Source organism: Micromonospora sp. NPDC049282 (genome assembly GCF_043197045.1).
Classification (GTDB): Bacteria; Actinomycetota; Actinomycetes; order Mycobacteriales; family Micromonosporaceae; genus Micromonospora.
In genome coordinates this window covers 126707-152304 of the sequence record NZ_JBICSL010000006.1, presented here as the reverse complement: position 1 = coordinate 152304, position 25598 = coordinate 126707, and the positions used below count along the sequence as shown (strand labels likewise).

General features: G+C 73.0%; 23 protein-coding genes and 1 pseudogene. 15 read left to right on the top strand and 9 right to left on the bottom strand.

What is annotated here, in order from left to right:
• Nucleotides 1–5: 5 nt before the first annotated feature.
• The 4 genes from ACGFI2_RS13365 to ACGFI2_RS13350 form a co-directional block, all read right to left on the bottom strand.
• Nucleotides 6–656: a serine/threonine protein kinase gene (locus ACGFI2_RS13365; protein ID WP_393515393.1), complete on the bottom strand. Its 651-nt coding sequence runs from the start codon at nucleotides 654–656 to the stop codon at nucleotides 6–8.
• A gap of 98 nt (nucleotides 657–754) precedes the next feature.
• Nucleotides 755–1492, bottom strand: a complete 738-nt coding sequence (locus ACGFI2_RS13360; RefSeq protein WP_393515390.1) for an NUDIX domain-containing protein — start codon at nucleotides 1490–1492, stop codon at nucleotides 755–757.
• 84 nt (nucleotides 1493–1576) lie between these two features.
• A complete protein-coding gene (locus ACGFI2_RS13355; RefSeq protein ID WP_393515387.1) occupies nucleotides 1577–2677 on the bottom strand; it encodes a MaoC/PaaZ C-terminal domain-containing protein in 1101 nt (366 codons plus the stop codon).
• The gene (locus tag ACGFI2_RS13350; protein WP_393515384.1) at nucleotides 2677–4032 is read right to left on the bottom strand and encodes a 3-oxoacyl-ACP reductase; all 1356 of its coding nucleotides are present in this window, start codon (nucleotides 4030–4032) and stop codon (nucleotides 2677–2679) included. Before ACGFI2_RS13350 ends, ACGFI2_RS13355 begins: the two co-directional genes overlap by 1 nt.
• 54 nt (nucleotides 4033–4086) lie before the next feature.
• Here ACGFI2_RS13350 and ACGFI2_RS13345 point away from each other — a divergent pair, with 54 nt between their 5' ends.
• From ACGFI2_RS13345 to purB, 5 genes are all read left to right on the top strand, one after another.
• Complete coding sequence (locus ACGFI2_RS13345) at nucleotides 4087–5379, top strand: acetyl-CoA C-acetyltransferase (protein ID WP_393515382.1); 1293 nt, start codon at nucleotides 4087–4089, stop codon at nucleotides 5377–5379.
• Between the two features lie 93 nt (nucleotides 5380–5472).
• Nucleotides 5473–5982: a SigE family RNA polymerase sigma factor gene (locus ACGFI2_RS13340; protein WP_393515379.1), complete on the top strand. Its 510-nt coding sequence runs from the start codon at nucleotides 5473–5475 to the stop codon at nucleotides 5980–5982.
• Entirely contained in the window at nucleotides 5979–7244 is a 1266-nt protein-coding gene (locus ACGFI2_RS13335; protein WP_393515376.1) for a hypothetical protein, read from the top strand. Before ACGFI2_RS13340 ends, ACGFI2_RS13335 begins: the two co-directional genes overlap by 4 nt.
• Before the next feature lie 32 nt (nucleotides 7245–7276).
• Nucleotides 7277–7498, top strand: a complete 222-nt coding sequence (locus ACGFI2_RS13330; protein WP_393515373.1) for a hypothetical protein — start codon at nucleotides 7277–7279, stop codon at nucleotides 7496–7498.
• The gene (purB, locus tag ACGFI2_RS13325) at nucleotides 7495–8919 is read left to right on the top strand and encodes an adenylosuccinate lyase (RefSeq protein WP_393515371.1); all 1425 of its coding nucleotides are present in this window, start codon (nucleotides 7495–7497) and stop codon (nucleotides 8917–8919) included. The genes ACGFI2_RS13330 and purB overlap by 4 nt, the downstream gene beginning before the upstream one ends.
• A gap of 124 nt (nucleotides 8920–9043) precedes the next feature.
• On the opposite strand, the pseudogene ACGFI2_RS13320 reads toward purB, so the two are convergent.
• Both ACGFI2_RS13320 and ACGFI2_RS13315 read right to left on the bottom strand, forming a co-directional pair.
• Nucleotides 9044–9637: pseudogene (locus tag ACGFI2_RS13320) on the bottom strand (YbjQ family protein).
• Entirely contained in the window at nucleotides 9634–10317 is a 684-nt protein-coding gene (locus ACGFI2_RS13315) for a S1 family peptidase (protein ID WP_393515368.1), read from the bottom strand. Before ACGFI2_RS13315 ends, ACGFI2_RS13320 begins: the two are co-directional and overlap by 4 nt.
• 469 nt (nucleotides 10318–10786) lie before the next feature.
• Here ACGFI2_RS13315 and purS point away from each other — a divergent pair, with 469 nt between their 5' ends.
• Genes purS through ACGFI2_RS13295 form a run of 4 tightly spaced genes read left to right on the top strand, consistent with a single transcriptional unit; the run spans nucleotide 10787 to nucleotide 15347 of the window.
• Nucleotides 10787–11050 (top strand): phosphoribosylformylglycinamidine synthase subunit PurS, encoded by a 264-nt coding sequence (gene purS / locus ACGFI2_RS13310; protein ID WP_393515365.1) that lies wholly within the window; start codon nucleotides 10787–10789, stop codon nucleotides 11048–11050.
• Complete coding sequence (gene purQ / locus ACGFI2_RS13305) at nucleotides 11047–11730, top strand: phosphoribosylformylglycinamidine synthase subunit PurQ (RefSeq protein ID WP_393515362.1); 684 nt, start codon at nucleotides 11047–11049, stop codon at nucleotides 11728–11730. The genes purS and purQ overlap by 4 nt, the downstream gene beginning before the upstream one ends.
• Before the next feature lie 31 nt (nucleotides 11731–11761).
• The gene (gene purL, locus ACGFI2_RS13300; RefSeq protein ID WP_393515360.1) at nucleotides 11762–14587 is read left to right on the top strand and encodes a phosphoribosylformylglycinamidine synthase subunit PurL; all 2826 of its coding nucleotides are present in this window, start codon (nucleotides 11762–11764) and stop codon (nucleotides 14585–14587) included.
• 10 nt (nucleotides 14588–14597) lie between these two features.
• Entirely contained in the window at nucleotides 14598–15347 is a 750-nt protein-coding gene (locus ACGFI2_RS13295; RefSeq protein ID WP_393515830.1) for a 2-phosphosulfolactate phosphatase, read from the top strand.
• Nucleotides 15348–15541: 194 nt separating this feature from the next.
• Here ACGFI2_RS13295 and ACGFI2_RS13290 read toward each other — a convergent pair whose 3' ends face one another.
• Nucleotides 15542–17875: a carboxypeptidase-like regulatory domain-containing protein gene (locus ACGFI2_RS13290; RefSeq protein WP_393515357.1), complete on the bottom strand. Its 2334-nt coding sequence runs from the start codon at nucleotides 17873–17875 to the stop codon at nucleotides 15542–15544.
• 190 nt (nucleotides 17876–18065) lie between these two features.
• Between ACGFI2_RS13290 and ACGFI2_RS13285 the strand changes: the two genes are divergently transcribed.
• From ACGFI2_RS13285 to amcA, 5 genes are all read left to right on the top strand, one after another.
• Nucleotides 18066–18389, top strand: a complete 324-nt coding sequence (locus ACGFI2_RS13285) for a sterol carrier family protein (RefSeq protein ID WP_393515827.1) — start codon at nucleotides 18066–18068, stop codon at nucleotides 18387–18389.
• A gap of 167 nt (nucleotides 18390–18556) precedes the next feature.
• A complete protein-coding gene (gene purF / locus ACGFI2_RS13280) occupies nucleotides 18557–20074 on the top strand; it encodes an amidophosphoribosyltransferase (RefSeq protein WP_393515354.1) in 1518 nt (505 codons plus the stop codon).
• 55 nt (nucleotides 20075–20129) lie between these two features.
• Nucleotides 20130–21284: a phosphoribosylformylglycinamidine cyclo-ligase gene (purM, locus tag ACGFI2_RS13275; RefSeq protein ID WP_393515351.1), complete on the top strand. Its 1155-nt coding sequence runs from the start codon at nucleotides 20130–20132 to the stop codon at nucleotides 21282–21284.
• Nucleotides 21285–21411: 127 nt separating this feature from the next.
• Nucleotides 21412–22503 (top strand): cyclophane-forming radical SAM peptide maturase AmcB, encoded by a 1092-nt coding sequence (gene amcB / locus ACGFI2_RS13270; protein WP_393515824.1) that lies wholly within the window; start codon nucleotides 21412–21414, stop codon nucleotides 22501–22503.
• Nucleotides 22484–22696, top strand: a complete 213-nt coding sequence (gene amcA / locus ACGFI2_RS13265; RefSeq protein ID WP_393515348.1) for a multiple cyclophane-containing RiPP AmcA — start codon at nucleotides 22484–22486, stop codon at nucleotides 22694–22696. Before amcB ends, amcA begins: the two co-directional genes overlap by 20 nt.
• A 148-nt stretch (nucleotides 22697–22844) precedes the next feature.
• Here the strand turns inward: amcA and ACGFI2_RS13260 are convergent, their stop codons facing one another.
• Nucleotides 22845–23057 carry a DUF3073 domain-containing protein gene (locus ACGFI2_RS13260; protein ID WP_393515345.1) on the bottom strand — a complete coding sequence of 71 codons (213 nt, stop codon included), beginning with the start codon at nucleotides 23055–23057 and terminating at the stop codon, nucleotides 22845–22847.
• Between the two features lie 321 nt (nucleotides 23058–23378).
• Nucleotides 23379–24461 (bottom strand): Glu/Leu/Phe/Val dehydrogenase, encoded by a 1083-nt coding sequence (locus ACGFI2_RS13255; RefSeq protein WP_393515342.1) that lies wholly within the window; start codon nucleotides 24459–24461, stop codon nucleotides 23379–23381.
• Between the two features lie 175 nt (nucleotides 24462–24636).
• Here ACGFI2_RS13255 and ACGFI2_RS13250 point away from each other — a divergent pair, with 175 nt between their 5' ends.
• Nucleotides 24637–25476, top strand: a complete 840-nt coding sequence (locus tag ACGFI2_RS13250; protein WP_393515339.1) for a hypothetical protein — start codon at nucleotides 24637–24639, stop codon at nucleotides 25474–25476.
• Nucleotides 25477–25598: the final 122 nt, after the last annotated feature.

Below are 25598 nucleotides of genomic sequence, written 5' to 3'. Positions count from 1 at the left end.
CCTCCCTAGGGGTTGAGGGTGAAGGGTCGGAAGGTGCGTGGCCCGTAGAGCCGGTCCAGCACCTCGTCGAGTTCGCGCAGCAGCCGCCAGGCGTCGTCGGGCCGGGCGGACAGCGCGGGCTGTCGGCAGCCGTCGGCGAAGGCACGCAGCTCGCGGGGCGCGCGGTCGGCCATCAGCCAGGTGAGGCAGCGGGCCGCCAGCGCGATGTCGGTGCCCGGGCCGCAGGGCCGCTTCGCGGTGACCTCCGGCGGATACCAGTCGGCCATGCCGGTCACCAGCGCCGGCACCAGCCCGCCGGGCTCGGCCGAGAAGCACCAGTCGACAAGCACCAGGCCGTGCGCGTCCGGTTCGATCAGCACGTTGCGGGGGAGCACCGCGCCGTGCACCACGCCGGCGCGGTGGGCCAGGCCGAGCGCGACCAGCAGCCGCCGCCACATCCAGGCCGCGTCGCGCGGGTCGACCCCGTCGGGGTACGCGCGGCGCACGTCCTCCAGGCTGTGCAGCCCGGGCACCGTCTCCAGCACGTTGACAAGCAGTTGCGCGCCGCTCGCCGGGTCACGCACCGGGTAGGAGTCGACCAGCCTGGGCACGTACGCGAGGTGGCGCGGGTCGCCGCGCTCCGCGATCCGCCGCAGCGCCCGCCCCTCCCGCCTCATCAAATCGTTGTCGCTGGGATGCCGAGGCGCCTTCAGCTGCCGGTGAGACGGGTGCCCTTCTCTACCGGAGGCGTTGACAGGGGGCCCCTCCTTACCCCTCATCGGAGGCTCCGGAGCAGGGCGGGGTGGAGCAGGCGGGCGGTGCCGGGGCGGTAGAGCTTGGCGCGCGGGCCGCCCCGGGCGCCGCCGCGCTCGGTGCTGGCGCCGGTGCTCTCCACGAAGCCCGGCACGGAGAGCACCTTGCGGTGGAAGTTGCCGGCGTGCAGCGGTTCGCCCCAGACCGTCTCGTAGACCGCGCGCAGTTCGGTGACGGTGAACTCGGGGGCGAGGAACCGGGTGGCCAGCGGCGTGTACTCCAGCTTGGACCGGGCCCGCTCCAGCCCGTCGTCGATGATCCGGCCGTGGTCGAAGGCGAGCTGCCGGCTGGCCAGCGCGGTGACCGGCAGCCAGATCGCCTCGTCGGCGTCGGTGTCGGCGACCGGGTCCGGCAGGTCGGGGGCGAACGCCAGGTGGGCGATCGAGACGACCCGCATGCGCGGGTCCCGGTCGGGCGCGCCGTAGCTGCCGAGCTGTTCCAGGTGCACCCGGCGCAGGCGTTCGCCGCCGAGCCCGGTCTCCTCGGCCAGTTCGCGCCGCGCGCCGGCCGCCAGGTCCTCGTCCGGGCGGACGAAGCCGCCGGGCAGCGCCCAGTGCCCCGCGTACGGCGGCGCGCCCCGGCGGATCAGCAGCAGGTGCAGCGCGCCCTCGCGGATGGTCAGCGCCACCACGTCGACGGTGACCGCGACCGCCGGGTAGTCCCGGGGGTCGTATCCGGCCAGGAAGTCCTGCTCGTTCACGGCTCTCGCTTTCTCAAGTTGAGAATAACTCAATCTGAGAACAACTTAACGCACGAAAGAGGGGACGCCAAGTCCCCTCTTTCCTCAGCGGACGGTGCCGACCAGATGCGGCCTGCCGTCACGGGCGCCGTGCAGCGCGAAGTCCCAGCCCGGGCCGTCGGCGGCGGCGGCGCTGAACGCCACCGTGGACGGCAACGGCACCGGCAGCTTGAACGCCACGTCCACGGTGTACGCGTCCGGCAGCCGGTTCTCCAGCGCGGCCAGGCAGCGGGCCTTGCTCCACATGCCGTGCGCGATCGGGCGGGGAAAGCCGAACAGCCGCGCGCCCAGCTTCGAGGTGTGGATCGGGTTGTGGTCGCCGGAGACCCGCGCGTAGTCCGTACCCACCCGCGGCGTCACCCGCCACCGGGCCGAGGCGGCCGGCGGCGCCGGGCGGTCCCCCCGGTCGCGCCGCGGGCCGCCGCCGGCCGCACGCTCCTTCCCGAGGTACGTCGACACGCCCCGCCAGACCTCCTCGCCACCGACCGAGCCGACCAGCACCACGTCGAGCTGCCGGCCCCGCTCGTGCGGGCGCAGGTTCTCCGCGTACGTGTGGAAGTCGACGCTCTCGCCGACCTGGACCGGCCGGTGCACGGTGATCCGGTTGGCCACGTGCACCACGCCGGTGAGCGGGATGGGGAAGTCGGCGGCGGTCATCAGCCGCAGCGACAGCGGGAACCCGAGCACGTGCAGGTAGGTCGCCGGCAGCCGGTCGGCCAGCCGGAACCCACAGACCCGGTCGTAGTCGGCCAGGTGATCCCGGTCCACCGTCACCCCGGCGACGCCCAGCTCCACAGCAGGCAGCTCCCGCCCCCGCCGCCGCCCCGTCCCGGGCAGCGCCCCCAGCATCGCCCGCCGGTAGAGCGCCCCGGCCGCAGGCAGCCGACCCAGCTCGACGCGCTTCCGCCCGGCCGGCCCCCCACCCGGTCGATCAAGAAGTTGGCCGCGTTGTGGGTCCCCGGAGGTGCCGTCAACTTCATCATCGACGGAGCGGGGTGGGGCGAGCGCGGACAGGTCCTGGGTCGGCTCGGCCGGGGTGGCCTGGGCGGCCAGCGCGGCGGCGCGGGCCGAGGTGAGGTCCTGGGTGGGGCCCTCGATCAGGTCGTGCAGGGTGAGGTCGTCGGCCTCGTGGTCGCGGGATGCCATCACGCCCCCAGCAGGCTCTGGCCGCAGACCCGGACCACGTTGCCGCTGACCGCGCCGGACGCCGGCCAGGAGAGCCAGCCGATCGTCTCGGCCACGTCCACCGGCAGGCCGCCCTGGGCCATGCTGTTCATCCGCCGGCCCGCCTCGCGGATGGCCAGCGGGATGCGTGCGGTCAGCCGGGTCTCGATGAACCCGGGCGCGACCGCGTTCAAGCTGATGCCGCGCTCGCGCAGCACCGGGGAGAGCGAATCGACCAGGCCGATCACACCGGCCTTGCTTGTCGCGTAGTTGGTCTGCCCCCGGTTGCCGGCGATCCCGGCGATCGAGGAGACCGAGACGATCCGGCCGCCGGCCGGGATCAGGTCGCGCTCCAGCAGCACGTCGTTGATCCGCTCCTGGCTGGACAGGTTCACGTCGAGCACCGAGTCCCACCGGTCGGCGTCCATCCGGCCGAGCGTCTTGTCCCGGGTGATGCCGGCGTTGTGCACCACCACGTCGACGCGGCCGTGCCGGGACGCCAGGTGCTCGGCCAGCCGGGTCGGCGCGTCCGGCGCGGTCAGGTCGAGCTGCACCGCGCTGCCGCCGACCTCGTTGGCGACCGCGGCCAGCTCGTCCCCGGCCGCCGGCACGTCCAGCGCCACCACCTGCGCGCCGTCGCGGGCGAGCACCTTCGCCAGCGCCGCGCCGATGCCCCGGGCCGCGCCGGTGACCAGCACCACCTGCCCGTCCAGCGGGCGGTCCCAGTCGGCCGGCGCGACGGCGGTGCCGGCGCCGACCCGGACCACCTGGCCCGAGACGTACGCGGAGCGGCCGGAGAGCAGGAAGCGCAGGGTGGATTCCAGGCTCACCGGGGTGCCGGCGTCCCCGTCGCGGGTGACGTACACCAGTTGGGCGGTGACGCCGCGGCCGAACTCCTTGCCGATGCTGCGGGTCAGCCCCTCCAGGGCGCGCTGGGCGGTCGCCTCCCGGGGCGAGCCGCACTCGGCCGGCGGCGTGCCCAGCACGATCACCCGGCCGCTGGGCAGCAACGAGCGGGCCTGCGGGTGGAAGAAGTCGTACAGCTGGCGCAGCCCGGTGGAGTCGGTGACGCCGCTGGCGTCGTACACCAACGCCGCGAAGCGGCTGTCGCCGGTCGAGGCGGCCGGGTCGGCCAGCTCGACCCCGGCGGCGGTCAGGATCTTGGCGGCCGGCTCGGCGAGCCGGCCGCCGGTCGCGGCGCCGAGCAGGACCGGCCCGGGAACGAGCGGGTCGCCCGGCGTGTGCCGGCGCAGTCGGGGCGGGTCGGGCAGGCCGAGGCGCTTGACCAGCGCGCGACCGGCCCCCGTCTGGACGAAGCTCGCGTACCTGTCGGTCATAGGCGTAGCCTACTGGCGAGTAGGGTTCGGGCAACAGTTAACAGGAGGCTGATCGTGCAGAGTGTCCGGCGGGTCGCGGTCATCGGCGGCAACCGCATCCCCTTCGCCCGGTCCAACTCGCGCTACGCGCACGCGTCCAACGCGGACATGCTGGGCGCGGCGCTCGACGGGCTGGTCGCCCGGTTCGGGCTGGCCGGCGAGCGGGTCGGCGAGGTGGTGGCCGGCGCGGTGCTCAAGCACTCGCGTGACTTCAACCTCACCCGCGAGGTGGTGCTCGGCTCCCGGCTCGACCCGCACACCCCGGCGTACGACGTCCAGCAGGCGTGCGGCACCGGGCTGGAGGCCGCCATCCTGGTCGCCAACAAGATCGCCCTCGGGCAGATCGAGGTGGGCATCGCCGGCGGCGTGGACACCACCTCGGACGCCCCGTTGGCCGTCAACGAGGACATGCGCCGCACGCTGATCCAGCTCAACTCCGCCCGGACCCTCGGCGAGCGGCTCAAGGTGGCGGCGAAGCTGCGCCCGCTCCAGCCGTTCAAGCCGGAGATCCCACGTAACGCCGAGCCGCGCACCGGGCTGTCGATGGGCGACCACGCGGCGGTGACCGCGCTGCGCTGGAACGTCGACCGGGTGGCCCAGGACGAGCTGGCGCTCCGTTCGCACCAGCGGCTCGCGGCCGCGTACGAGAAGGGGTTCTTCGACGACCTGATGACCCCCTACCTGGGGCTCACCCGCGACCAGAACCTCCGGCCGGACACCTCGGTGGAGAAGCTCGGCTCGCTCAAGCCGGTCTTCGGCACGAAGGGCCCGGACGCCGAGCGGGCCACCATGACCGCCGGCAACTCCTCGCCGCTCACCGACGGCGCGTCGACCGTGCTGCTCGCCTCCGAGGAGTGGGCCCGGGCGCACAACCTGCCGGTGCTGGCCTGGTTCTCCTGGTCCGAGACGGCCGCCGTGGACTTCGTGCACGGCGACGAGGGTCTGCTGATGGCGCCCGCCTACGCGGTGCCCCGGATGCTGGCCCGGGCCGGGCTCAAGCTCCAGGACTTCGACTTCTACGAGATCCACGAGGCGTTTGCCTCGCAGGTGCTGGCCACGCTGGCGGCCTGGGAGTCGCCGGAGTTCTGCACCGAGCGGCTGGGCCTGGACGCGCCGCTCGGCGCGATCGACCGGGAGAAGCTCAACGTCAACGGCTCGTCGCTTGCTGCCGGGCACCCGTTCGCCGCCACCGGCGGCCGGATCGTCGCCACGCTGGCCAAGCTGCTCGACGCCAAGGGCAGCGGGCGTGGCCTGATCTCCATCTGCGCGGCCGGCGGGCAGGGCGTGACCGCGATCCTGGAGCGCTGACCGGGGCGCCCCGGTCGACTTTCGCGGCCGGGGCAACCCGCACGGCCGGTGCCCCCGTTCCCCAGACATGAGACGCACACAAGGTCCGCTGCGGTGAACCAGGCCGACGAGGACGAGTACCGGCAGTTCGTGAGCGCCCGGCTGGAGCCGTTACGGGTCACCGCCTTCCTGCTGTGCCGGGACTGGCACACGGCGGACGACCTGGTCGCCATCACCGTCGGCAAGCTCTACCGACACTGGCGTCGGGTGCGCCGCGTGGAGCACGTCGACGCGTACGTCCGCGGCATGCTCACCAACGCCTGGCTGGACGAGCGGCGGCGCCCGTGGCGCCGGGAGCGATCGACCGACGAGGTGCCCGACCACGCCGAGGCGTACCTGCCGGAGGCGGCGCTGGCCGACCGGGAACAGCTCCTCGAACTGTTGGCGCAGCTGCCGCCACGGCGGCGGGCGGTGGTGGTCCTGCGCTTCTACTGCGACCTCTCCGTCGAGGAGACCGCCCGGGCGCTGGGAGTCAGCGCGGGCACCGTGAAGAGCCAGGCGGCCCGCGGGCTGGCGAGCCTGCGCGCCCTGGCCTCGATCGACGTGAGCGGGGAGAGCGCGTGAGCTACCGAGTGATCTTCGACGAGGCGGTCGGCGAGGTGCCGCCCAGCGCGATCGACCTGGACCGGCTGATCGCCCGGCAACGCCGCCGTCTCCGGCTCCGCCGGCTCGGCGTGGTCGGCGCGGCAGCCGTCGCGGTCGGGGCGATCGCGATCGGGGCGGCCGTGACCGGCGGTCATCCGCGGACGGCGCCGGCGGTGGCGCCGAGCCCGACGGTACGGGTCCCGCCGCCCGGCCAGAACCAGACGTTCACCCGCACCGACCACGCGATCTTCGAGGCGATGAGCCGGGTGGCGCCGGGCCTGGAGTGGATCCGCCAGGATCGGGCCTGGGAGGGCTCGGGGGTGTGGAATTCGGGAGCGAGCACAAGCGGCTACACCCCCGACGGCTACGGGGGTCAGGGGCGGGTGCGTGTCGGGGACTCAGTCGGCTACTTCACGGTGGGCATTCCGCTCGATCCGCAGCCGCGGCATCCTTGCCCTCCCAAGCAGGCGGGAAAGGCCAGTTGCACCATCCGGACCGGGCCGGGCGGCGAGATGATCCGGACCGGTTCCGCCCGTAACCCGGATCTCATGTTCAAGCGGAGTCCCACCGGCTTCACCGTGATCCGCTCGGTCTCGGTGAGACGGGCCGACGGGCTGGAGATCCAGGTGCAGATCGTGGGTGAGGACGAGGATCCGCCGCTCACTGAGGGGCAGATGGTCGCGTTGGCGCTCGACCCGGCGGTCGTCGAGGTGGCCGCCGACCCGCTCCGTGGCGACAAGCGCGCCCGCCGGCAGTTGATCGACAGTTGGGTGCTCGCCGCGATCCAGCGGCAGAACCCGGGTGTCACCGGCGCGGAGGGCAAGGGGCCCGTGTTCACCGCGAACGACCTCGGCGCGGGCTGGAGCGACCGCGGCGCGGAGAACCGGAACACGACCGACACCTACTGGGGCTACGGCCGGGTCATGGTCAAGCGGGTGGCCGGGCTGTTGTCGGTGGACATCCGGCGGGGTGACGCGGTTCCGGCCGGCGAACTCGGCTGCGGCGAGCCCGATCCGACGCGAACCTGCGAGGCGGGTGCCGGCCCGCGCGGTGAGCGGTGGCGCACCACCACGATCCGTCGGGACGGCGCCACCGTGGAGCGGCAGATCGAGGTGCGCCGGAGTGACGGCACCTGGCTGCGGGTGACGCTCGCCTCGAACGTGAAGGGTGAGTTCCCGATGACCCGGGCGCGGCAACTGGGCATCGCCCTGGACCCGACGGTCACGCTGCCCGGCAGCTGATTCCTCGACCGCGGCGACGTCCGGCCCGATCGGTGCCGGGCGTCGCCGCGCACGAGCACCAGCCGGTCCCGCCCGACTTCTGGTTCCTGAGGCGCGGCGACGGCGGCTGGGAGATCGGCCCCTACGAACGTGGCCGGTACCGGCTGCGGTGCCGGTACCCCACCGAGGCGGAGGCGACCGCCGCCCTGTTCCACATCCTGGCGCGGCCACCCCGACCGGGACCGGCCGGCGGGTACGAAAGAATGGCCCCGTGACGACGATCCCGAACGTGCTCGCCAACCGGTACGCCTCACCCGAGCTGGTCGCCCTCTGGTCGCCGGAGGAGAAGGTCCGGATGGAACGCCGGCTCTGGCTGGCGGTGCTCAGGGCCCAGCGTGACCTCGGCGTGCCGGTGCCGGACGGGGTGGTCGAGGCGTACGAGCGGGTGGTCGACGACGTCGACCTGGCGTCGATCGCCGCGCGTGAGCGGGTCACCCGGCACGACGTGAAGGCCCGGATCGAGGAGTTCAGCGCGCTCGCCGGCCACGAGCACGTGCACAAGGGGATGACCTCCCGGGACCTGACCGAGAACGTCGAGCAGCTCCAGGTCCGGGCGTCGCTGGAGCTGATCCGGGACCGGGTGGTCGCCACGCTGGTCCGGCTGGCCTGGCACGCGGGCGAATACTCACCGCTGGTGATGACCGGCCGGTCGCACAACGTGGCGGCGCAGGCCACCACGTTGGGCAAGCGTTTCGCGTCGGCCGCCGAGGAACTGCTGATCGCGTACGAGCGGCTGGAGGACCTGATCGGCCGCTACCCGCTGCGCGGGATCAAGGGTCCGGTGGGCACCGCGGCCGACCAGCTCGACCTCTTCGACGGCGACGCCGGCAAGGTCGCCGAGCTGGAGCGCCGGGTCGCCGGGCACCTGGGGTTCGCCCGGGTGCTGGACAGCGTCGGCCAGGTCTACCCGCGCTCGCTGGACTTCGACGTGCTCGCCGCGCTGGCGCAGGTCGCCGCCGCGCCGTCGTCGCTGGCCACCACGATCCGGCTGATGGTGGGCCAGGAGCTGGTCACCGAGGGCTTCAAGCCGGGCCAGGTCGGGTCCAGCGCGATGCCGCACAAGATGAACACCCGCTCCTCCGAGCGGGTGAACGGCTTCGCGGTGATCATCCGGGGTTACCTGTCGATGGTCGGCGAGCTGGCCGGTGACCAGTGGAACGAGGGCGACGTCTCCTGCTCGGTGGTGCGCCGGGTGGCGCTGCCGGACGCGTTCTTCGCCGCCGACGGCCTGTTCCAGACGTTCCTCACCGTGCTGGACGAGTTCGGCCCGTACCCGGCGGTGATCAACCGGGAGCTGGAGCGCTTCCTGCCGTTCCTGGCGACCACGAAGATCCTGGTCGCCGCCGTGCGCCGGGGCGTCGGCCGGGAAGTGGCGCACGAGGTGATCAAGGAGCACGCGGTCGCCGTGGCGCTGGCCATGCGGGAGAAGGGCGCGGCCGAGAACGACCTGTTCGACCGCCTGGCCGCCGACGGCCGCCTGAAACTGAACCGCTCCGAGATCGACACCCTGGTCGCCGACCGCAACACCTTCACCGGCGCCGCCAACGATCAGGTGACCCGGGTCAACGCGAGGATCACCAAGATCGTCCATGCCCACCCCGAGGCCGCCACCTACTCCCCACCCCCCATCCTCTGACCTCCCCCCTCTGCGGTCCATGCTGATTCACGGAAAGAGTGGTCATTCCGCGCTCGACAGCCACACTTTCCGTGCATCAGCGGGCGGTGGGGCGGGGGCGGGGAGGCGGCGGGCGCCGGGCGGGTCAGGGGCCGGTGGGGGTTTCCGCCGCCGAACTCAGGTTGGGGGCGCTCGCCGGTTCCGCGATGCCGCCGGGGGCGGTGGCGATCTCCGGCTCGTGGGCGGTCTCGGCCGCGATCATCGGCTGGTCCGGCGGCATGACGTCGGGTGTCGTCGGCGCGACGATGACCGCGGTGCCGTACGCGCAGATCTCCATCCACATCTCGCCGCAGTCTCGGCTGTCGAAGCGCATGCCGATCACCGCGTTCGCGCCGAGCCGCTGCGCCTCCTCGCCCAGGCGCGCCACCGAGTCGGTACGCCACCGGGTGAGGTTGTCCGGCGCCATCGGGTCGTAGGCGCCACCGCGCAGGTTCTTGACCCCCTCGCGGTACGGGTTGCGGGTCCTCGCCATCGAGGAGACCACTTCGCCGAGGATCTGGCGGATCTCGTAGCCGGGCAGTTGATCCGTCGTCACGACCAGCACGGGTTCGATGCTGTCAGCCGGCGGCGGAGGTGGTTCGCGTGCCGTGTGCAGCTGATCGGATGCTGCGAAACGGCGCGGCGCGGACGGCCGGGCGGCTCCCGGCCCATCCGCGCCGCATCAGGTGGAAAGGGTCAGACACCGGCCACCGAGGTGATCCAGGACCGGTTGTACGCGACACTGCCGTAGTTCTGGATGCTGGAGCCGTCGGCGGTGGAGGCCACCCCGACCTGCTGGCCGTTGTAGAACTCCGGGCCGCCCGAGTCGCCCCGCCAGGCGTTGCCGTCGACCCGGGTGCTCCGGATCGCCTGGCCGCCGTACGCGTCGGTGGCGCTGGTGCTGGTCACCCGGACGCTGGCGGTCTTGAGCTGGGGCGACGCGCCGCAGCCGCTGTAGCAGGTCATGCCCCAGCCGTAGATCGAGTTGGTGGAGCCGACCGGCGGGTTGCTGCTGGCCAGCGACACGGTGGAGGTGCTGACCGTGCTGGAGAGCCGGAGCAGGGCCAGGTCGTTGCGGGTGTAGGAGGCGCTCACGGTGCGGGTGACACCGCCCGAGGCGTAGTAGACGCTGCCGACCCGGACCGACATGGTGCCGCTGACGCAGTGCCGGGCGGTGAGCACCCACTGGGACGCGATCACGCTCCCGGAGCAGGTGAACGAGCCGTTGCTGAAGACGGCCGCGGCCCACGGCGCGGACGAGACGGTGCCGCCGCCGATGATCGGCTGCGGACCGGCCGGGGCGGCGGTGGCGCCGGATGCGGTGGCCAGCACGCCGGCCAGCGCGGTGGTCAGCACGGCGAGCAGGGGACGGAGGCGCATTGTCGGGGCTCCTTCGGCGCGGACACCCGGGGTCGCCGGGTGCGATCGGGCCCGCCGGGCGGGGTGGACCGGCGGGGAACATCGATCAATGACATCGATGTCTGACGATGCATGCTACGGGCGCGTCGGGCCGTGTCACAAGATGGGAATCGAGTGAGTTCGATCGTGCGAGGTGCGCCGCGCGGCGTGGCGGGGCACTGTCGGGAACCGGTCCCGTCGCCGGGTCGCAATCGGCAAAATGCCTGGTGGGAGTGGTTGTGGGCGGTCGGTCCAGGCCCTGCCGTGCAACGAATACGTATCGATGCCGCAACGAACGCGCAACGGTCTGCGGCCCGTGTCGCGGCTCCCGTCGATCATCGTCCGAACTGGCACCGGCCGGTGCGGGCGGGACGGCATCTGCCAGGTAGGCTGGCTGCGCTCGGCCGTTTGTGGGCCGGCACCCAACTGCGTACACAGTCAGGAGTGCCCCGTGCCTCGCGTCGTCGTCGACGTCATGCTCAAGCCCGAGATCCTCGATCCGCAGGGCCAGGCCGTCGCAAACGCGCTGCCCCGGCTCGGCGTCAGCGACGTCGCCTCGGTCCGGATCGGCAGGCGGATCGAGATCGAGTTCACCGGCGAACCGGACCTTGACCGGGCCCGCGAGATCGCCGACAAGCTGCTCGCCAACCCGGTGATCGAGGACTTCACCGTCCGCGTGGTCACCGCCGACGAGAACGCGGGCGCGCACTCGTGACCGCCCGGGTCGGTGTGGTGACCTTCCCCGGCTCGCTCGACGACGGGGACGCGGCCCGGGCCGTCCGGATCGCCGGCGCCGAGCCGGTCCGGCTCTGGCACGGCGACCCGGACCTGCACGGGGTGGACGCCGTCGTCCTGCCCGGCGGCTTCTCCTACGGCGACTACCTGCGCTGCGGCGCCATCGCCCGGTTCGCGCCGGTGATGGCGGCCGTCGTGGAGGCCGCCCGCGGCGGCCTGCCGGTGCTGGGCATCTGCAACGGCTTCCAGATCCTCTGCGAGGCGCACCTGTTGCCCGGGGCGCTCACCCGCAACCAGCACCTGCACTTCCGCAACCGCGACCAGGCCCTGCGCATCGAGGCCACCGGCACCGCGTGGACCAACGCGTTCCAGCCGGGCCAGGAGGTGCTCGTCCCGGTCAAGAACGGCGAAGGCTGCTACGTGGCCGACACCGCCACGCTGGACCGGCTCGAGGCCGAGGGCCGTGTCGTCGCCCGCTACCTGGGCGGCAACCCCAACGGGTCGCAGCGCGACATCGCCGCGATCACCAATGAGGCCGGCAACGTCGTCGGCATCATGCCGCACCCCGAGCACGCGGTGGAGGCGCTCACCGGCCCCTCCCTGGACGGCCTCGGCTTCTTCACCTCGGTGCTCAAGCACCTGGTGGGAGCCCCCGCGTGAGCGCAAAGCGCGAGTGCAGCGAGGAGACGTCATGACCACCCACCCGGAGCCGACCCTGCGGGAGCCGCAGGGCGTGGTGCCGCAGACCGGATCGACCGACGACTGGGCGCCGGGCGTGGACACCGTGCAGCGCGCCGGCGGCACGCCGGAAGAGCTTCAGCCGTACGCCGAGCTGGGACTCCGCGACGACGAGTACGACCGGATCCGGCACCTCCTCGGCCGCCGGCCCACCCAGGCCGAGCTGGCCATGTATTCGATCATGTGGAGCGAGCACTGCTCCTACAAGTCGAGCAAGGTGCACCTGCGCCAGTTCGGCGAGAAGGCACCGCCCAGTGACCTGCTGCTCGCCGGCATCGGGGAGAACGCCGGCGTGGTCCGGGTCTCCGACGAGCTGGCGGTGACCTTCAAGGTCGAGTCGCACAACCACCCGAGCTTCGTCGAGCCGTACCAGGGCGCGGCGACCGGCGTCGGCGGCATCGTCCGCGACATCCTCGCCATGGGCGCCCGCCCGGTGGCCGTGATGGACCCGCTGCGCTTCGGCGCGGCCGACCACCCGGACACCGCGCGCGTGCTGCCCGGCGTGGTGGCCGGCGTCGGCGGCTACGGCAACTGCCTGGGCCTGCCCAACATCGGCGGCGAGGTGGTCTTCGACCCCTGCTACCAGGGCAACCCGCTGGTCAACGCGCTCTGCCTGGGCGTGCTGCCGGTCGACCGGCTGCAGAAGAAGGACGCCACCGGCCCCGGCAACGTCGTGGTGCTGATGGGCGCCAGGACCGGCCGCGACGGCATCGGCGGCGTGTCGGTGCTGGCCAGCGCCACCTTCGACAAGGGCAGCGAGCAGCGCCGCCCGTCCGTGCAGGTGGGCGACCCGTTCATGGAGAAGCTGCTCATCGAGGCGTGCCTGGAGCTGTACGACGCCGAACTGGTCGTCGGCATCCAGGACCTCGGCGGCGCCGGGCTGACCTGTGCGCTGACCGAGACCGCCGCCTCCGCCGGCACCGGCATGCGGGTCTGGCTGGAGCGGGTGCCGCTGCGCGAACCCTCGATGGAACCGCACGAGATCCTGGCCAGCGAGTCCCAGGAGCGGATGCTGCTGGTCGTCACGCCGGAGAAGCTGGAGGCGGTGCTCAAGACCGCCGAGAAGTGGGGCGTCTGGGCCACCGCCATCGGCGAGGTCACCCCGCCGTCGCCGGCCGGCCGGCCGGGCCGGCTGGTCATCACCTGGCGCGACCAGCTCGTGGTGGACGTACCGCCGGGCTCGCTTGTCGACGAAGGGCCGGTCTACGCCCGCCCGATGCGTGAGCCGGCCGACCTGATCCTGCTCCAGGCCGACCGGGCCGAGACGCTGCCCCGGCCGAGCACCCCGGAGGCGCTCCGGGAGACCGTGCTCCGCATGATCGCCTCGCCGAACCTGGCCGACAAGACCTGGGTGACCGAGCAGTACGACCGGTACGTGCTGGGCAACACCGTGCTCGCCCAGCCGGAGGACTCCGGCGTGATCCGGATCGACGAGCGGACCGGCCTCGGCGTCGCCCTCTCCGTCGACGGCAACGGCCGGTACGCCCGCCTCGACCCCTACCACGGGACGAAGCTGGCGCTCGCCGAGGCGTACCGGAACGTGGCCGTGACCGGCGCGAAGCCGATCGCGGTGACCAACTGCCTCAACTTCGGCTCGCCGGAGGACCCGGGCGTGATGTGGCAGTTCGCCGAGGCCGTGCGCGGCCTGGCGGACGGCTGCCTGGAGCTGGGCATCCCGATCACCGGCGGCAACGTCAGCTTCTACAACCAGACCGGCGCCGCGGCCATCCACCCGACCCCGGTGGTCGGCGTGCTGGGCGTGCTCGACGACGTCGCCCAGCGGGTGCCGATGGGCTTCGAGCCGCGGCCGGCCGGCGACCACGACCAGCTCTTCCTGCTGGGCGAGACGCACGTCGAGCTCTCCGGCTCCGAGTGGGCCTGGGTGACCCACGAGCACCTGGGCGGCATCCCGCCGCAGGTCGACCTGGCCCGCGAGCGGCAGCTCGGCGAGCTGCTGGCCGAGGCGGCCCGGGTCGGGCACGTCAGCTCGGCGCACGACCTCTCCGACGGCGGCCTGGCGCAGAGCCTGGTCGAGTCCACCCTGCGTCGTGGCGTCGGCGCGCAGATCGCGCTGCCGGAGCACTTCGCCGAGGGCTCGATGCCGTTCGTCTTCCTGTTCAGCGAGTCCGCCGGCCGGGTCCTGGTGTCGGTGCCGCGCGGGCACGAGAAGGCGTTCACCGCCCTCTGCGCCGAGCGCGGTGTGCCGTGGGAGTTCATCGGCGTCACCGACCCGGCCAGCGGCGCGCTGGAGGTGCGCGGCCAGTTCCGGATCGGCCTGGACGAGCTGCGCGAGGCGCACGGCGCGACCCTGCCGCGTCTCTTCGGCGAGGCCGAGGCGCCGCGGGTGGAGGTGGCGGCGACCCGTACCGGCACCAGCACCGTGCTTCCCACCACGGCCGAGCAGCCGATCGGCGTGGAGCCGGCGCAGGTTGACTCGGAGCCGATCGCCGAGACCGGCCCGGAGGCCGGAGCGCCTGGTGACCCGGCCTCGACGGAAGCCCCGGACGGGCCCACCAAGCCGGCGTACTCCCGGGCCGAGGCATCGCCGAGCGTCGGCCCGGGATCGGCCGAGTCCGCCGGTTCCGCACCGGCGGGCGCCGAGGACGTACCGGCCGCGGCGACCTCGGCGCAGGGCCAGGTGCCACCCCGCGACGGAGCCCGGGCCGAGGCGACACCCGCCGGCGGCCCGAGCGACTCGACCGAGACGGCGACCGCCCCGGACGGCACCGACCCGGCATCCGGTGAGCCCGACCAGCGCCCGGCGCCGGACCAGCGCTGAGGCCCTGACCTTGGCCGTCTTCGCCCAACCCGGAGCCGGCGCCCGGTTCGACTGGGGGCTGACCGGGGCGGCGGAACTCGGCCGGGTCTGCGCCGCCCTGGTGGTGGTGGACGTGCTGTCGTTCACCACCGCCGTGGAGGTGGCGGTCAGCCGGGGCTCACGGGTGCACCCGTTCCCGTGGGGCGAGCAGGCCGCCGAGTACGCCCGCCGGATGGGCGCCGTCGCCGCCGTGGGCCGCCGGCAGACCACCCCGGAGCATCCGTGGTCGCTCTCCCCGGTGGCGCTGCGGACCGCGCCGGTGGTCGCCTATCTGGTGCTGCCGTCGCCCAACGGCTCGGCGATCAGCGCCGCGGCGAGCGCCACCGGAGTGCCGGTGGTCGCGGCGTGCCTGCGCAACGCGCGCGCCGTCGGGCGATGGCTCGGCAACCAGGGGTACGGGACGCACGACGCCCCGGTGGGCGTGGTGGCGGCCGGGGAGCGTTGGCCCGACGGGTCACTGCGCCCCTGCGTGGAGGACCAGCTCGGGGCGGCCTGCGTACTGGACGCGCTGGCCGGGGTGCCCGGTGGGCTCTCGGTGGAGGCGGCCATGGCGCTGGCCGCGCTGGCCAGCACGCCGGACGTGCCGGCGGCGGTCCGGGGCTGCGTCTCCGGCCGGGAACTGGCCGAGGGCGGTTTCGCCGAGGACGTCGCGATCGCCACCGAGGTCGGCGTCTCCGACGTGGTCCCGGTGCTCCGTCAGGGCTACTTCACCGCCGCCTGAGCGTTCACCGCCGCCTGAGCGCTACCCGCCGGCATCGCTCGATTCCCGGGAAGCGGAGATCTTGGTACGAGACCGCCCCTGTGGGAGCCCCTGTGGGGGCCGTTTCGTACCAAGATCTCGAAGGCGTGGAGCCTGGGGCGGAACGACGGTGGCCGCCCGCGAACGCGAGCGGCCACCGTCGTGAAGGGTGAAGATCAGTCGTCCAGCCAGTCGAGACGCCGGCCGCCCCGGTCGGGCTGACCGTCCGGGCGGGCGCGACCGGCCTGGGCCGGGTCGTTCTGGTAGCCGCCCTGGTTGTCGTAGCCGCCGCGCTGCTGCGGCGGCGGCGGCTCCTGGCCGTATCCGCCCTGCTCGCCGTAGCCACCCTGGCCGTAGCCGCTCTGCGGTGCCTGGCCGTAGCCGCCGCGCTGGTCGTAGCCGCCCTGCTGCCCGCCGTCGTAGCCGCCGGCGGGCGCGTTGCCGTAGCCCCCGTCGTAGCCGCCCGGCTGCCGTCCGTCGTAGCCGCCGGCCGGGTTGGCGTCGTAGCCGCCGGTGGGCGCCTCGGCGTAGCCGCCCGACGGCCGGGTGCTGTCGTAACCACCGGCGGCGTTGTCGTAGCCCCCGGCCGGGGCGTTGTCGTAGCCGCCGGCCGGCCGACCGCCGCCGTAGCCCGGGGCGTCCCCGTAACCGCCGGCCGGAGCGTCGCCGTAACCGGCACCGCGGGTGGCGTCGTAGCCACCGGTGGGCTTGGCGTCGTAGCCGCCGGCCGGGTTGGCGTCGTAGGCGCCGGTGGGCTTGGCGTCGTAGCCGCCGGCCGGACTGGCGTCGTAGCCGGCGGCCTGGTTGGCGTCGTAGCCGCCGGTCGGGGCGTCGCCGTAGCCGGCGGACTGCCGGCCGCCGTCGTAGCCACCCGGAGCGTTGTCGTAGCCGCCCGGCGCGGAGCCGTAGCCACCACCGGCGCCGTAACCGTCGCCCTGCTCCGCGCCGCGGCCGTACTGCCCCGGGGCGGCCTGGTCGTAGCCCTGGCCCTGATCGGGCTGGTAGGTGCTGGTCGGGTACGGGTCGGCCGGGGGCGCGTACTGGGTGCCGTCACCGGTGTAGCGGCCGGTGGGCTCGTCGAAGCGCTCGTTGCCGTAGCCACCGCCCTGAGCCGGCGGGTAGCCGGCCGCTCCAGCCGCCCCGGCCGCGTAGTCCGGGCTGCCGTAGCCGGCGCCGGAGGACGGGCCGTTGCCGTAGCCGCTGCCGGAGGAGGGCGCGTTGCCGTAGCTGTTGTTGCCGCCGTAGCCGCCCTGACCGGGCGCGTCCTCGCCGTAGCCGTAACCGGCCTGGCCCGCGCCGACGCCGTACCCGGTGCCGGGCGGCGCGCCGTACGGGTCCGGCGGGACGTCGTCCACGACCGGGCGCTGGAGCATGGTCGGCGCCTCGCTGAGCGCGGCGCCGCCGACCATGGTCGGCGCCGGCCCGGCGCCCATGCCGTTGACCACGCGGGTGTGGTCGTCCGCGCCCCGGTAGGCGCCGCGGGCTGCGGGGACCGCGCCGGCCGCGGCGGCCCCGCCCGGGCCACCCGGGCCGACCGGCCCACCCGGACCGTCGCCGTCGGCGTCGCCGTCCTCGTTCTTGCGGCGCATGTAGAGCAGCACGATGGTGCCCACGCCGACGGCGACGAAGAGGCCGCCGAGCAGGATGAGCAGCCACGAGCCGAAGCCGCCGGAGTCCTCGTCCGCGGCCGGCTGCTGGGCGCCCGCGGGCGCCTCGGAGGTGGCCGCGTCGGTCGCCGCGTCCTCGGTCGCGTCCTCGGACGGCGGGGCGGACTCGCTGGCCGACGGGGTCGCGCTCGGGCTCGCCGACGCCTTGATCGCCACGCTGATCCGCAGCCCGGTGACGGACTGGCCGGCGTTGGCGTTGATCGACTTGGTGCCGGGCTCGGCGCCGTTCGTGGTGGCGCCGAGGTCGATCCGTCCCGGTGCGATCGGGTTGTCGGCGGAGCCGCTGAAGCTGAAGTTGCCGCTGCCGTTCGAGTTCGTCCGGCGCTCCTTGCCGGCGCTGTCGCGCAGCATGACGATCGCGCCGGAGATCGGTTCGCCGTCGGAGTTGATCACCTTGCCGGAAACCGTCTTGACGGTCTGCGGCTGCTGCGGCGGCGGCGGAGCGGCCGCGCCCTTGACCGTGACCCGGAGCTGACGTCCTCCGTCACCCGTGACCGTGATCCTCGCCTGCTTGCCGTTGGCGTCCGGCGCGTTCCCGGCGGCGGACAACGTCAGGCTGACCTGCTTCGCCGGCTGACCACCGAAGTCGATCGGACCGCAGCCGCCGCAGGTCACCCCGTCCGGCAGGTCTGTCACATCGATGTCGGCGGTCGTCTCGCCGGAGCCCAGCCGAACCAGGACGTTGACCGTGCCGCTCTTGCCGGCCTCGATCGTCACGGAGTTGTCGGCGGTGACGATGTTCGCTGCGAGGGCGGGTGTGGCGGGGACGGTGAGCAGCGCGCCGAAGACCAGCGCCACGACCACACCGGCCCGATGCTTCCAGGCACGTCGGTGTGTTGACACGTCCACCGCCTTCCGGGTCTGATCTCCCCGCCGGCCGATCCGGCCGGGTTGATCACTCACGGTACGAATTACGCCGTCGGCAACTATGCCTTGTCTGACCGGATCATCTCTACCCAGGGCCGGCGTCGGGCGGCCTTCTGTCGGGTCGTATCGTCCCGTCGTGTCCTCTCCGCACGCTTATTCCGACTCGATGCTCGCCGCGCTCACGGCGCTGGACGAGGGGCGTACGCCCGAACGGCCGGTGCTGCGGGAGGCGGTCCGGACGCTCTTGGCCGCCCTCACGGCGCGCGCCCCCGGCCGATCGGTGGAGGTGCGCGTCCCACCATACGGCGCGGTGCAGTGCGTGACCGGGCCGCGACACACCCGGGGGACCCCGCCGAACGTGGTGGAGATGGATCCGGCCACCTGGCTGGCGGTCGCCACCGGGCGCCTCGGGTGGGCGGAGGCGGTCACCGAGGGTCGCGTCCGGGTCTCCGGAAACCGGGCCGACCTTTCCGCGTACCTCCCGATTTAGTCGGCGGGCGAGGCCGGCCCGGGTAACGCTCGGCGGGTATGTCGTGACTGTCGGTGGCGACGCTTGTTCGCGTACACTGATGGCCGACGACGGTCCCGGCCCACGGTGCGGAGCTGCCCCCCGACTCCGCCAGGCCAGTCCAGACCCCCAGCACGAGGGAGCGGCAGGTGCCCCGAGGCGATGGCCGGCTGAGCCACGACCTTGACCCCCAGCGACCCGGCCCTCAGGACGCGTGCGGCGTCTTCGGTGTCTGGGCGCCCGGGGAAGAGGTCGCCAATCTGACCTATTTCGGGCTCTACGCCCTGCAGCACCGGGGTCAGGAGGCCGCGGGCATCGCGGTCAGCGACGGCTCCGGGGTGGTGGTCTACAAGGACCTCGGCCTGGTCGCCCAGGTGTTCGACGAGCCGACCCTGGCCAGCCTGCGCGGGCACGTCGCGATCGGGCACGCCCGCTACTCCACCACCGGCGGCTCGACCTGGGAGAACGCCCAGCCGACCATCCGGGCCACCAGCGCCGGCACGACGATCGCGCTGGCCCACAACGGCAACCTGGTCAACACCGCCGAGCTTCAGCGCGAGGTGTCCGCCCGGAGCCTGGACTCGGACGGGTCGAGCAACGACACGTCACTGGTCACCATGCTGCTGGCCAGCCGGCCCGACCTCTCGGTCGAGGCGGCCGCGCTGGAGGTGCTGCCGCAGCTGCGCGGCGCGTTCAGCTTCGTCTTCATGGACGAGTCGACGCTCTACGCGGCGCGCGACCCGCACGGCGTGCGGCCGCTGGTCCTCGGCCGGCTGGAGCGCGGCTGGGTGGTGGCGAGCGAGACGGCCGCGCTGGACATCGTCGGCGCGAGCGTGGTCCGTGAGGTCGAGCCGGGTGAGCTGATCGCAATCGACGAGGACGGGCTGCGGTCCAGCCGGTTCGGCGCCCCGGAGCCCAAGGGCTGCCTCTTCGAATACGTCTACATCGCCCGTCCGGACGCCACCATCGCCGGCCGGAACGTGCACGCCGCCCGGGTGCAGATCGGCCGGCAGCTCGCCAAGGAGCACCCGGTCGAGGCCGACCTGGTGATCCCGGTGCCGGAGTCGGGCACCCCGGCGGCCATCGGCTACGCCGAGGAGTCCGGCATCACCTACGGCCAGGGCCTGATGAAGAACACGTACGTCGGGCGCACGTTCATCCAGCCCTCGCAGACGCTGCGGGCGCTCGGCGTCCGGCTCAAGCTGAACCCGCTGCGGCAGAACGTACGCGGCAAGCGGCTGGTGGTGGTGGACGACTCGATCGTCCGGGGCACCACCCAGCGGGCCATCGTCCGGCTGCTGCGGGAGGCGGGCGCGCTGGAGGTCCACGTCCGGATCTCGTCGCCGCCGGTCAGTTGGCCCTGTTTCTACGGCATCGACTTCGCCACCCGGGCGGAACTGCTGGCCAACGGGCTGGACAACGAGGGCATCCGGCGGTCGATCGGCGCCGACACGCTGGGCTACGTATCCCTGCCCGGTCTCATCGCGGCGACCGAGCAGCCGAAGACCCGGCTCTGCCGGGCGTGCTTCGATGGGGAGTACCCGATCGAACTGCCGGCCGGGAACCTGATCGGCAAGCACGTGCTCGAGGGGGTGGGTCGCCGGGTCGTCGCCGAGGCGGCCGAGTCCACCAACCCGCTCGTCGCCACACCGACCCATCACCCGTAGCACCACCGACGCGGGTCCGGCGCCTCGGCCCCGCGGAACCACAAAGGGGAGAACCGTGACGCACGTGTCCGAGCGCAGCGGCGCAGGATCCAGCCCGACGGGCGCCGGCGGCGACCGCCAGCCCTGGTCGGCGGGGTCCAGCCGGACGCAGCGCAAACGCTCGGTCTCGTACGCCGACGCCGGGGTGTCGATCGAGGCGGGCGACCGCGCGGTCGAGCTGCTCAAGTCCAAGGTCAGGGAGACCCGGCGCCCGGAGGTCATGGGTGACCTGGGCGGCTTCGCCGGCCTGTTCCGGCTGGACACCAAGAAATACAAGAGCCCGATCCTGGCCTCCTCCACCGACGGCGTGGGCACCAAGCTGGTGATCGCCCAGCAGCTCGACATCCACGACACGGTCGGCATCGACCTGGTCGCCATGGTCGTCGACGACCTGGTCGCCTGCGGCGCGGAGCCGCTGTTCCTGCTCGACTACATCGCCACCGGCGAGGTCGTGCCGGACAAGGTCGCCGAGATCGGCGCCGGCATCGCCGACGGCTGCCGGTACGCCGGCTGCGCGCTGCTGGGCGGCGAGACCGCCGAGCACCCCGGCGTGCTGCGCCCGGACGAGTACGACATCTCGGCCACCGGCGTGGGCGTGGTGGAGGAGAGCGAGATCCTCCGCCCGGAGCGGGTCGAGGTGGGTGACGTGGTGATCGGATTGCGCTCCTCCGGTCTGCACTCCAACGGCTACTCCCTGGTCCGGCACGTGCTGCTGGGCGCCGGCCGGATGCGCCTGGACGTGGTGATCGAGGACTTCGGCCGCCAGCGCACGCTGGGCGAGGAGCTGCTCACCCCGACCAAGATCTACGCGCAGGACTGCCTCAAGCTGATCGCCGAGGCCGAGGTGCGGGCGCTGGCCCACGTGACCGGCGGCGGCATCCCGGGCAACCTGGTCCGGGTCCTGCCCGAGCACGTCGACGCGGTGGTCAACCGGTCCACCTGGAAGCCGCAGCCGATCTTCGACCTGATCCAGTCCAAGGGCCGGATCGAGGACCCGGAGATGGAGGCGACGTTCAACATGGGCGTCGGCATGTTCGCCATCGTCTCGGCCGAGGACGCCGACCGCGCGCTGGCGACCCTGACCGGCCGGGGCGTCGACGCCTGGCAGGCCGGCGAGATCATCGAGGGTTCCGGCAACGTGCAGATGGTCGGGCAGCACACCCGCGGCTGATGATCACGCTGCGCTGATCATCCGGGCACCTGATCGGGGGTTCACCCGAGTGGCCGCCGCGGCCTAGCCTGAAGGTTCGGTTTTTTCAGGCGGGGGAGGGTCGATGGCTGCGCGCACGCCCGGAGGGATGCGGGGCATCGCCGCCGTTCCCTCGTACGTGGTGATGCAGCCGACCACGCTGTGCAACCTCGACTGCGCCTACTGCTACCTGCCGCTGAGGGCGGCGGACCGGCGGATGCCGGTGGCGGTGGCCGAGGCGGTGGCGGCGTCGGTGAACCCCTGGGCGACCCAGGGCCGGTGCTCGGTGGTCTGGCACGGCGGCGAGCCGCTGGCGGCCGGACGGGAGCACCTGGCCGCCCTGCTGGCCCCGTTCGGGCCCGAGGTCGAGCACCATGTGCAGACCAACGCCACGCTCATCGACGACGCCTGGTGCGCGTTCTTCGCCGAGCACCAGGTGCGGGTCAGCGTGAGCGTGGACGGCCCGCGGGCGCGTAACGCCGAGCGGGTCACCCGGGGTGGCCGGCCGGCGTACGACCGGATCGTGGCCGGGGTGGCGGCGCTGCGCCGGCACGGGCTGCCGTTCTCGGCCCTCGCGGTCGTCTCCCGGCCGGAGCCGGGGCTGGCGGCCGAGCTGTACGACTACTTCCTCGACCTGGGTTGCGAGGTGCTGGGCGTCAACATCGAGGAGACCGAGGGGGTCAACACCCGGACGAACGCGCGGGACGCCGCCGCGGTGACCGGGTTCTGGGCCGAACTGGTCGCGGCGTGGCGCCGGGATCCCCGGATCCACCTGCGCGAGGTGGAGTGGTCGCTGCGGTACGCCGGCGCGGTCCTGGCCGGTGCCGCCGACGACCTGCTGCCCCGCCGGCTCGACCCGATCCCGACGGTCGGCCACGACGGTTCGGTGGTGGTGCTCTCCCCCGAGCTGGCCGGCTTCACCGACGCTCGCTACGGCGACTTCGGCAGCGGGAACGTGCTCAGCACCCCGTTGCGGGAGATCCTCGTCGACGCCGGGCGGACGCCCTGGGTCGGTGAGTTCCTCGCCGGCGTGGAGGCGTGCCGGGCGTCCTGCCCGTACTTCGGCTTCTGTGGCGGCGGCCATGCCGCGAACCGCTACTTCGAGCAGGGGCGGTTCGACGGTACGGAGACCGAGCACTGCCGCAACAGCAAGATCCGCCTATTGGAGGGAGTGTTGGAGCATGCCCGAGATCACCAGTGACACCGACCGGGACGTGGTCGCCGACCGGGTGCGGGACGCCGCCGCAGGGCTGTCCGCGCTGCTCCACGAGGCCGAGGCGGCGCGCCTGCTGCGGGCGGAGGTGTCGGGCGGCGACGGCGCCAACGCGGTGTGCGCGTGGAACCACTTCGAGAACATTCCGACGTTCTACAACTGGAACAACCGCCCGCGCTGAGGCGCCGGTTCGGCGATCAAGGACCTGCCAGCGCGGCCGGGGAGGCACCCGGTGCGGCAGGTCCCTGATCGTCGGTCGTACGTCGGCTCCGGGGTGAGCACATGCGTGAGCACGCGGGCGTTCCCGCGTGCTCAGATGTGACCGGAGGTCAGCGGGTCGGACGGACCCAGGGGTCCGGGTCGTCGTCCGCGTGGTCCTCGTCATCGTCGTCGACAAAGTTCTTGTCGTCGTCGAAGTTGTGCTCAGACTTACCGCTACCCGCCAGTTCACGCTGCAGGGCGGTTAGGTCGGTGTTCGGGGAGTGGTACTTCAACTCCCGGGCCACCTTCGTCTGCTTGGCCTTAGCACGGCCGCGCCCCATGGCTCGACCCCCTCGCACAGAATGCGGGGCAGCCCGAAGGCGGGCCCCGATGACGTCAGGCATCTCTCGTAGCTCTTACGGTACATGGGGATGCCACCGTTCGGCACCTCGGGTCACCGTCGATCGGCCCTGCGCGTCGCAGTGTTCCGACCGTCACAAAGTGTACCGGGTAAGGGGCGACTGCCGTGGCCGGCCATGACAGTGGGCAAAGTCGCCCAGGAGCTGGGGCAAACCGGCACGAAGCAACCGAGGTCCAGCTTAACGCCCCAGGCGGTCCCGCGCGGCCCGGGGGCGGAGCCGACGGCTCGCCCCCGGGAGCCGTCAGCGCAGGTGGATGGTGCGCAGCCGGCCCACTTCGGCCATCCGCCGCTCGGCGAGCCGGTCCGCCGCGACCGCCGGCGGGACGCCCTCGTCGTCGGCGAGCCGCAGGATCTCCCGGGTGGTGTCGAAGATGCGGGTGGCGCGCAGCTTGGCCCGCTCGAAGTTGAAGCCCTCGATCTCGTCGGCCACCTGGATCACGCCGCCGGCGTTCACCACGTAGTCCGGGGTGTAGAGGATGCCCCGGTCGGCGAGGACCTTCTCGATGCCCGGGTGGGCGAGCTGGTTGTTCGCCGCGCCGGTGACCACCTTGGCCCGCAGCACCGGCACGGTCTCGTCGTTCAGCGCGCCGCCCAGCGCGCACGGGGCGTACACGTCGATGTCGGACGCGACAAGCGCCGCGGTGTCGTCGACCAGGGTGACCTGCGGGTGGTTGGCGCGCACCCACTCCTGGGCGCGCGGGTTGACGTCGGTCGCCACCACCTCGGCGCCGTCCTCCAGCAGGTGCGCGGTGAGGTACTTGCCGACCTTGCCCAGGCCGGCCACGCCGACCCGCCGGCCGGCCAGCGTCGGGCTGCCCCACATGTGCTCGGCGGCGGCCCGCATGCCCTGGTAGACGCCCCATGCGGTGAGGATCGAGGAGTCGCCGGCGCCGCCGTGCTCCACGCTGCGGCCGGTCACGTAGCGGGTCTCGCGGGCGATCACGTCCATGTCGGCGACGTAGGTGCCGACGTCGCAGGCGGTGTAGTAGCGGCCGTTCAGCGACTCGACGAAGCGGCCGTACGCGCGCAGCAGGGGCTCGCTCTTGAGCTGCTCGGGGTCACCCCAGATGACCGCCTTGCCGCCACCGAGGTCGAGGCCGGCCAGGGCGTTCTTGTACGCCATCCCCCGGGAGAGGTCGAGCACGTCGGCGAGGGCGTCGGCCTCGCTGGCGTACGGGTAGAACCGGGTGCCGCCGAGCGCGGGGCCCAGCGCGGTGGAGTAGATCCCGATGATCGCCTTGAGGCCGGACTGCTTGTCCTGGCAGAACACGACCTGTTCGTGACCTGTGGATCCCGGGTCGTCGGTGCTGGCGAATACGTCCATGGCTGACTCCTGTTTCGGTGTGCGCCTTTGTGGGGCGCGGAACCTCGGCGGCACTCCGGCGGGATGCTGCCGGTGCCGTTGAGCCTAATATCGGCCGGAACCGTGCTGTCGCCCACGTCACGTCGCCGCTGTGACGGCGGCGACGGACGGTGCCGTCTCGTGGGAGGATCGCGCCGTGCCGTCGCTCTTCGCTTCATACCTGCGCGTGTACGAGCCGCTGACCGCCTTCGACCGGGACCGGCAGTCGTACTGGCGCCGGTACGTCAGCGAGGGCCGGGCGATCGCCCCGCTGGAAGGGCCGGGCCGGCAGCGGACCTCGGTGATCGAGGCGTTGGGCGCGGGCTGGACCCGCCTGCCGGACCTGCCCGACGAGGCGTACGTCCTGGAGGCCGACGACACGCTGCTGGTCTGCCCGTGGAACCTGCGGATCCGGGTCGCCGAGGCGGCGCTGAGCGCCCGCGACGGCGTGCCCCCGGTGCTGGCCGACGCGTTCGTGCCGCCGGTCCTGGCCGGGCAGGCCAAGGCCGCGGTGGAGGACTGGCGCAGCGGGGCGCGGGTGCTGGAGCACGGGGTGCCGCGGGTGCACGAGCAGGTCGCCACCTGGGGGGTGCCGCTGCGATGGTTCGTGCTCTTCGAGGCCGGGGAGCGTCACCTCGTCACCGAGCCGGAGCGGCGGGCGCTGCGCTACCGCACCGAGATCTCCAAGGCGCGCCGCCGTTCGTCCCGGGCGCTGTCGGTGCTGCGCAAGTCGGTCGGCGAGGCGCCGATCACCGAGGCGGTCGAGGAGGCCGCCCGCTGGCTGGAGGAGTTCCACCCGCGGTCGGTGGTGGAGCTGGACTACGGCGGCCTGGTGCGGCTGCTTCCGGACCAGACGCTGGCGGACGACGACTCGACCGACCTGGTCGCGACCGGTCTGGCCGGCCTGGCCCGGGGTGAGGCCGAGGAGGCTTCGGCGGCGTACGACAAGCTGGTGGCCCGCTGGCGCGCGGTGCAACTTCTGGAACGCTGCAACTGACGCCCGGTTTGCCCTTCTTCGGGATGAGGGATACGAGACTGTCTCGTAGTTGACGCATCACGAACCGTGATCATGAGTCCGAATAAGGTAGTTTCTGCGCCATAAAAGTAGTAAAAATCGGG

Coding starts and splice junctions, on each gene's coding strand:
- ACGFI2_RS13365 (WP_393515393.1), bottom strand. CDS start 656: ATGAGGCGGGAGGGGCGGGCGCTGCGGCGGATCGCGGAGCGCGGCGAC.
- ACGFI2_RS13355 (WP_393515387.1), bottom strand. CDS start 2,677: ATGGCATCCCGCGACCACGAGGCCGACGACCTCACCCTGCACGACCTG.
- ACGFI2_RS13350 (WP_393515384.1), bottom strand. CDS start 4,032: ATGACCGACAGGTACGCGAGCTTCGTCCAGACGGGGGCCGGTCGCGCG.
- ACGFI2_RS13315 (WP_393515368.1), bottom strand. CDS start 10,317: ATGCGCCTCCGTCCCCTGCTCGCCGTGCTGACCACCGCGCTGGCCGGC.
- purL (WP_393515360.1), top strand. CDS start 11,762: ATGACCACCCACCCGGAGCCGACCCTGCGGGAGCCGCAGGGCGTGGTG.
- ACGFI2_RS13285 (WP_393515827.1), top strand. CDS start 18,066: ATGCTCGCCGCGCTCACGGCGCTGGACGAGGGGCGTACGCCCGAACGG.
- amcB (WP_393515824.1), top strand. CDS start 21,412: ATGCGGGGCATCGCCGCCGTTCCCTCGTACGTGGTGATGCAGCCGACC.
- amcA (WP_393515348.1), top strand. CDS start 22,484: ATGCCCGAGATCACCAGTGACACCGACCGGGACGTGGTCGCCGACCGG.
- ACGFI2_RS13260 (WP_393515345.1), bottom strand. CDS start 23,057: ATGGGGCGCGGCCGTGCTAAGGCCAAGCAGACGAAGGTGGCCCGGGAG.
- ACGFI2_RS13255 (WP_393515342.1), bottom strand. CDS start 24,461: ATGGACGTATTCGCCAGCACCGACGACCCGGGATCCACAGGTCACGAA.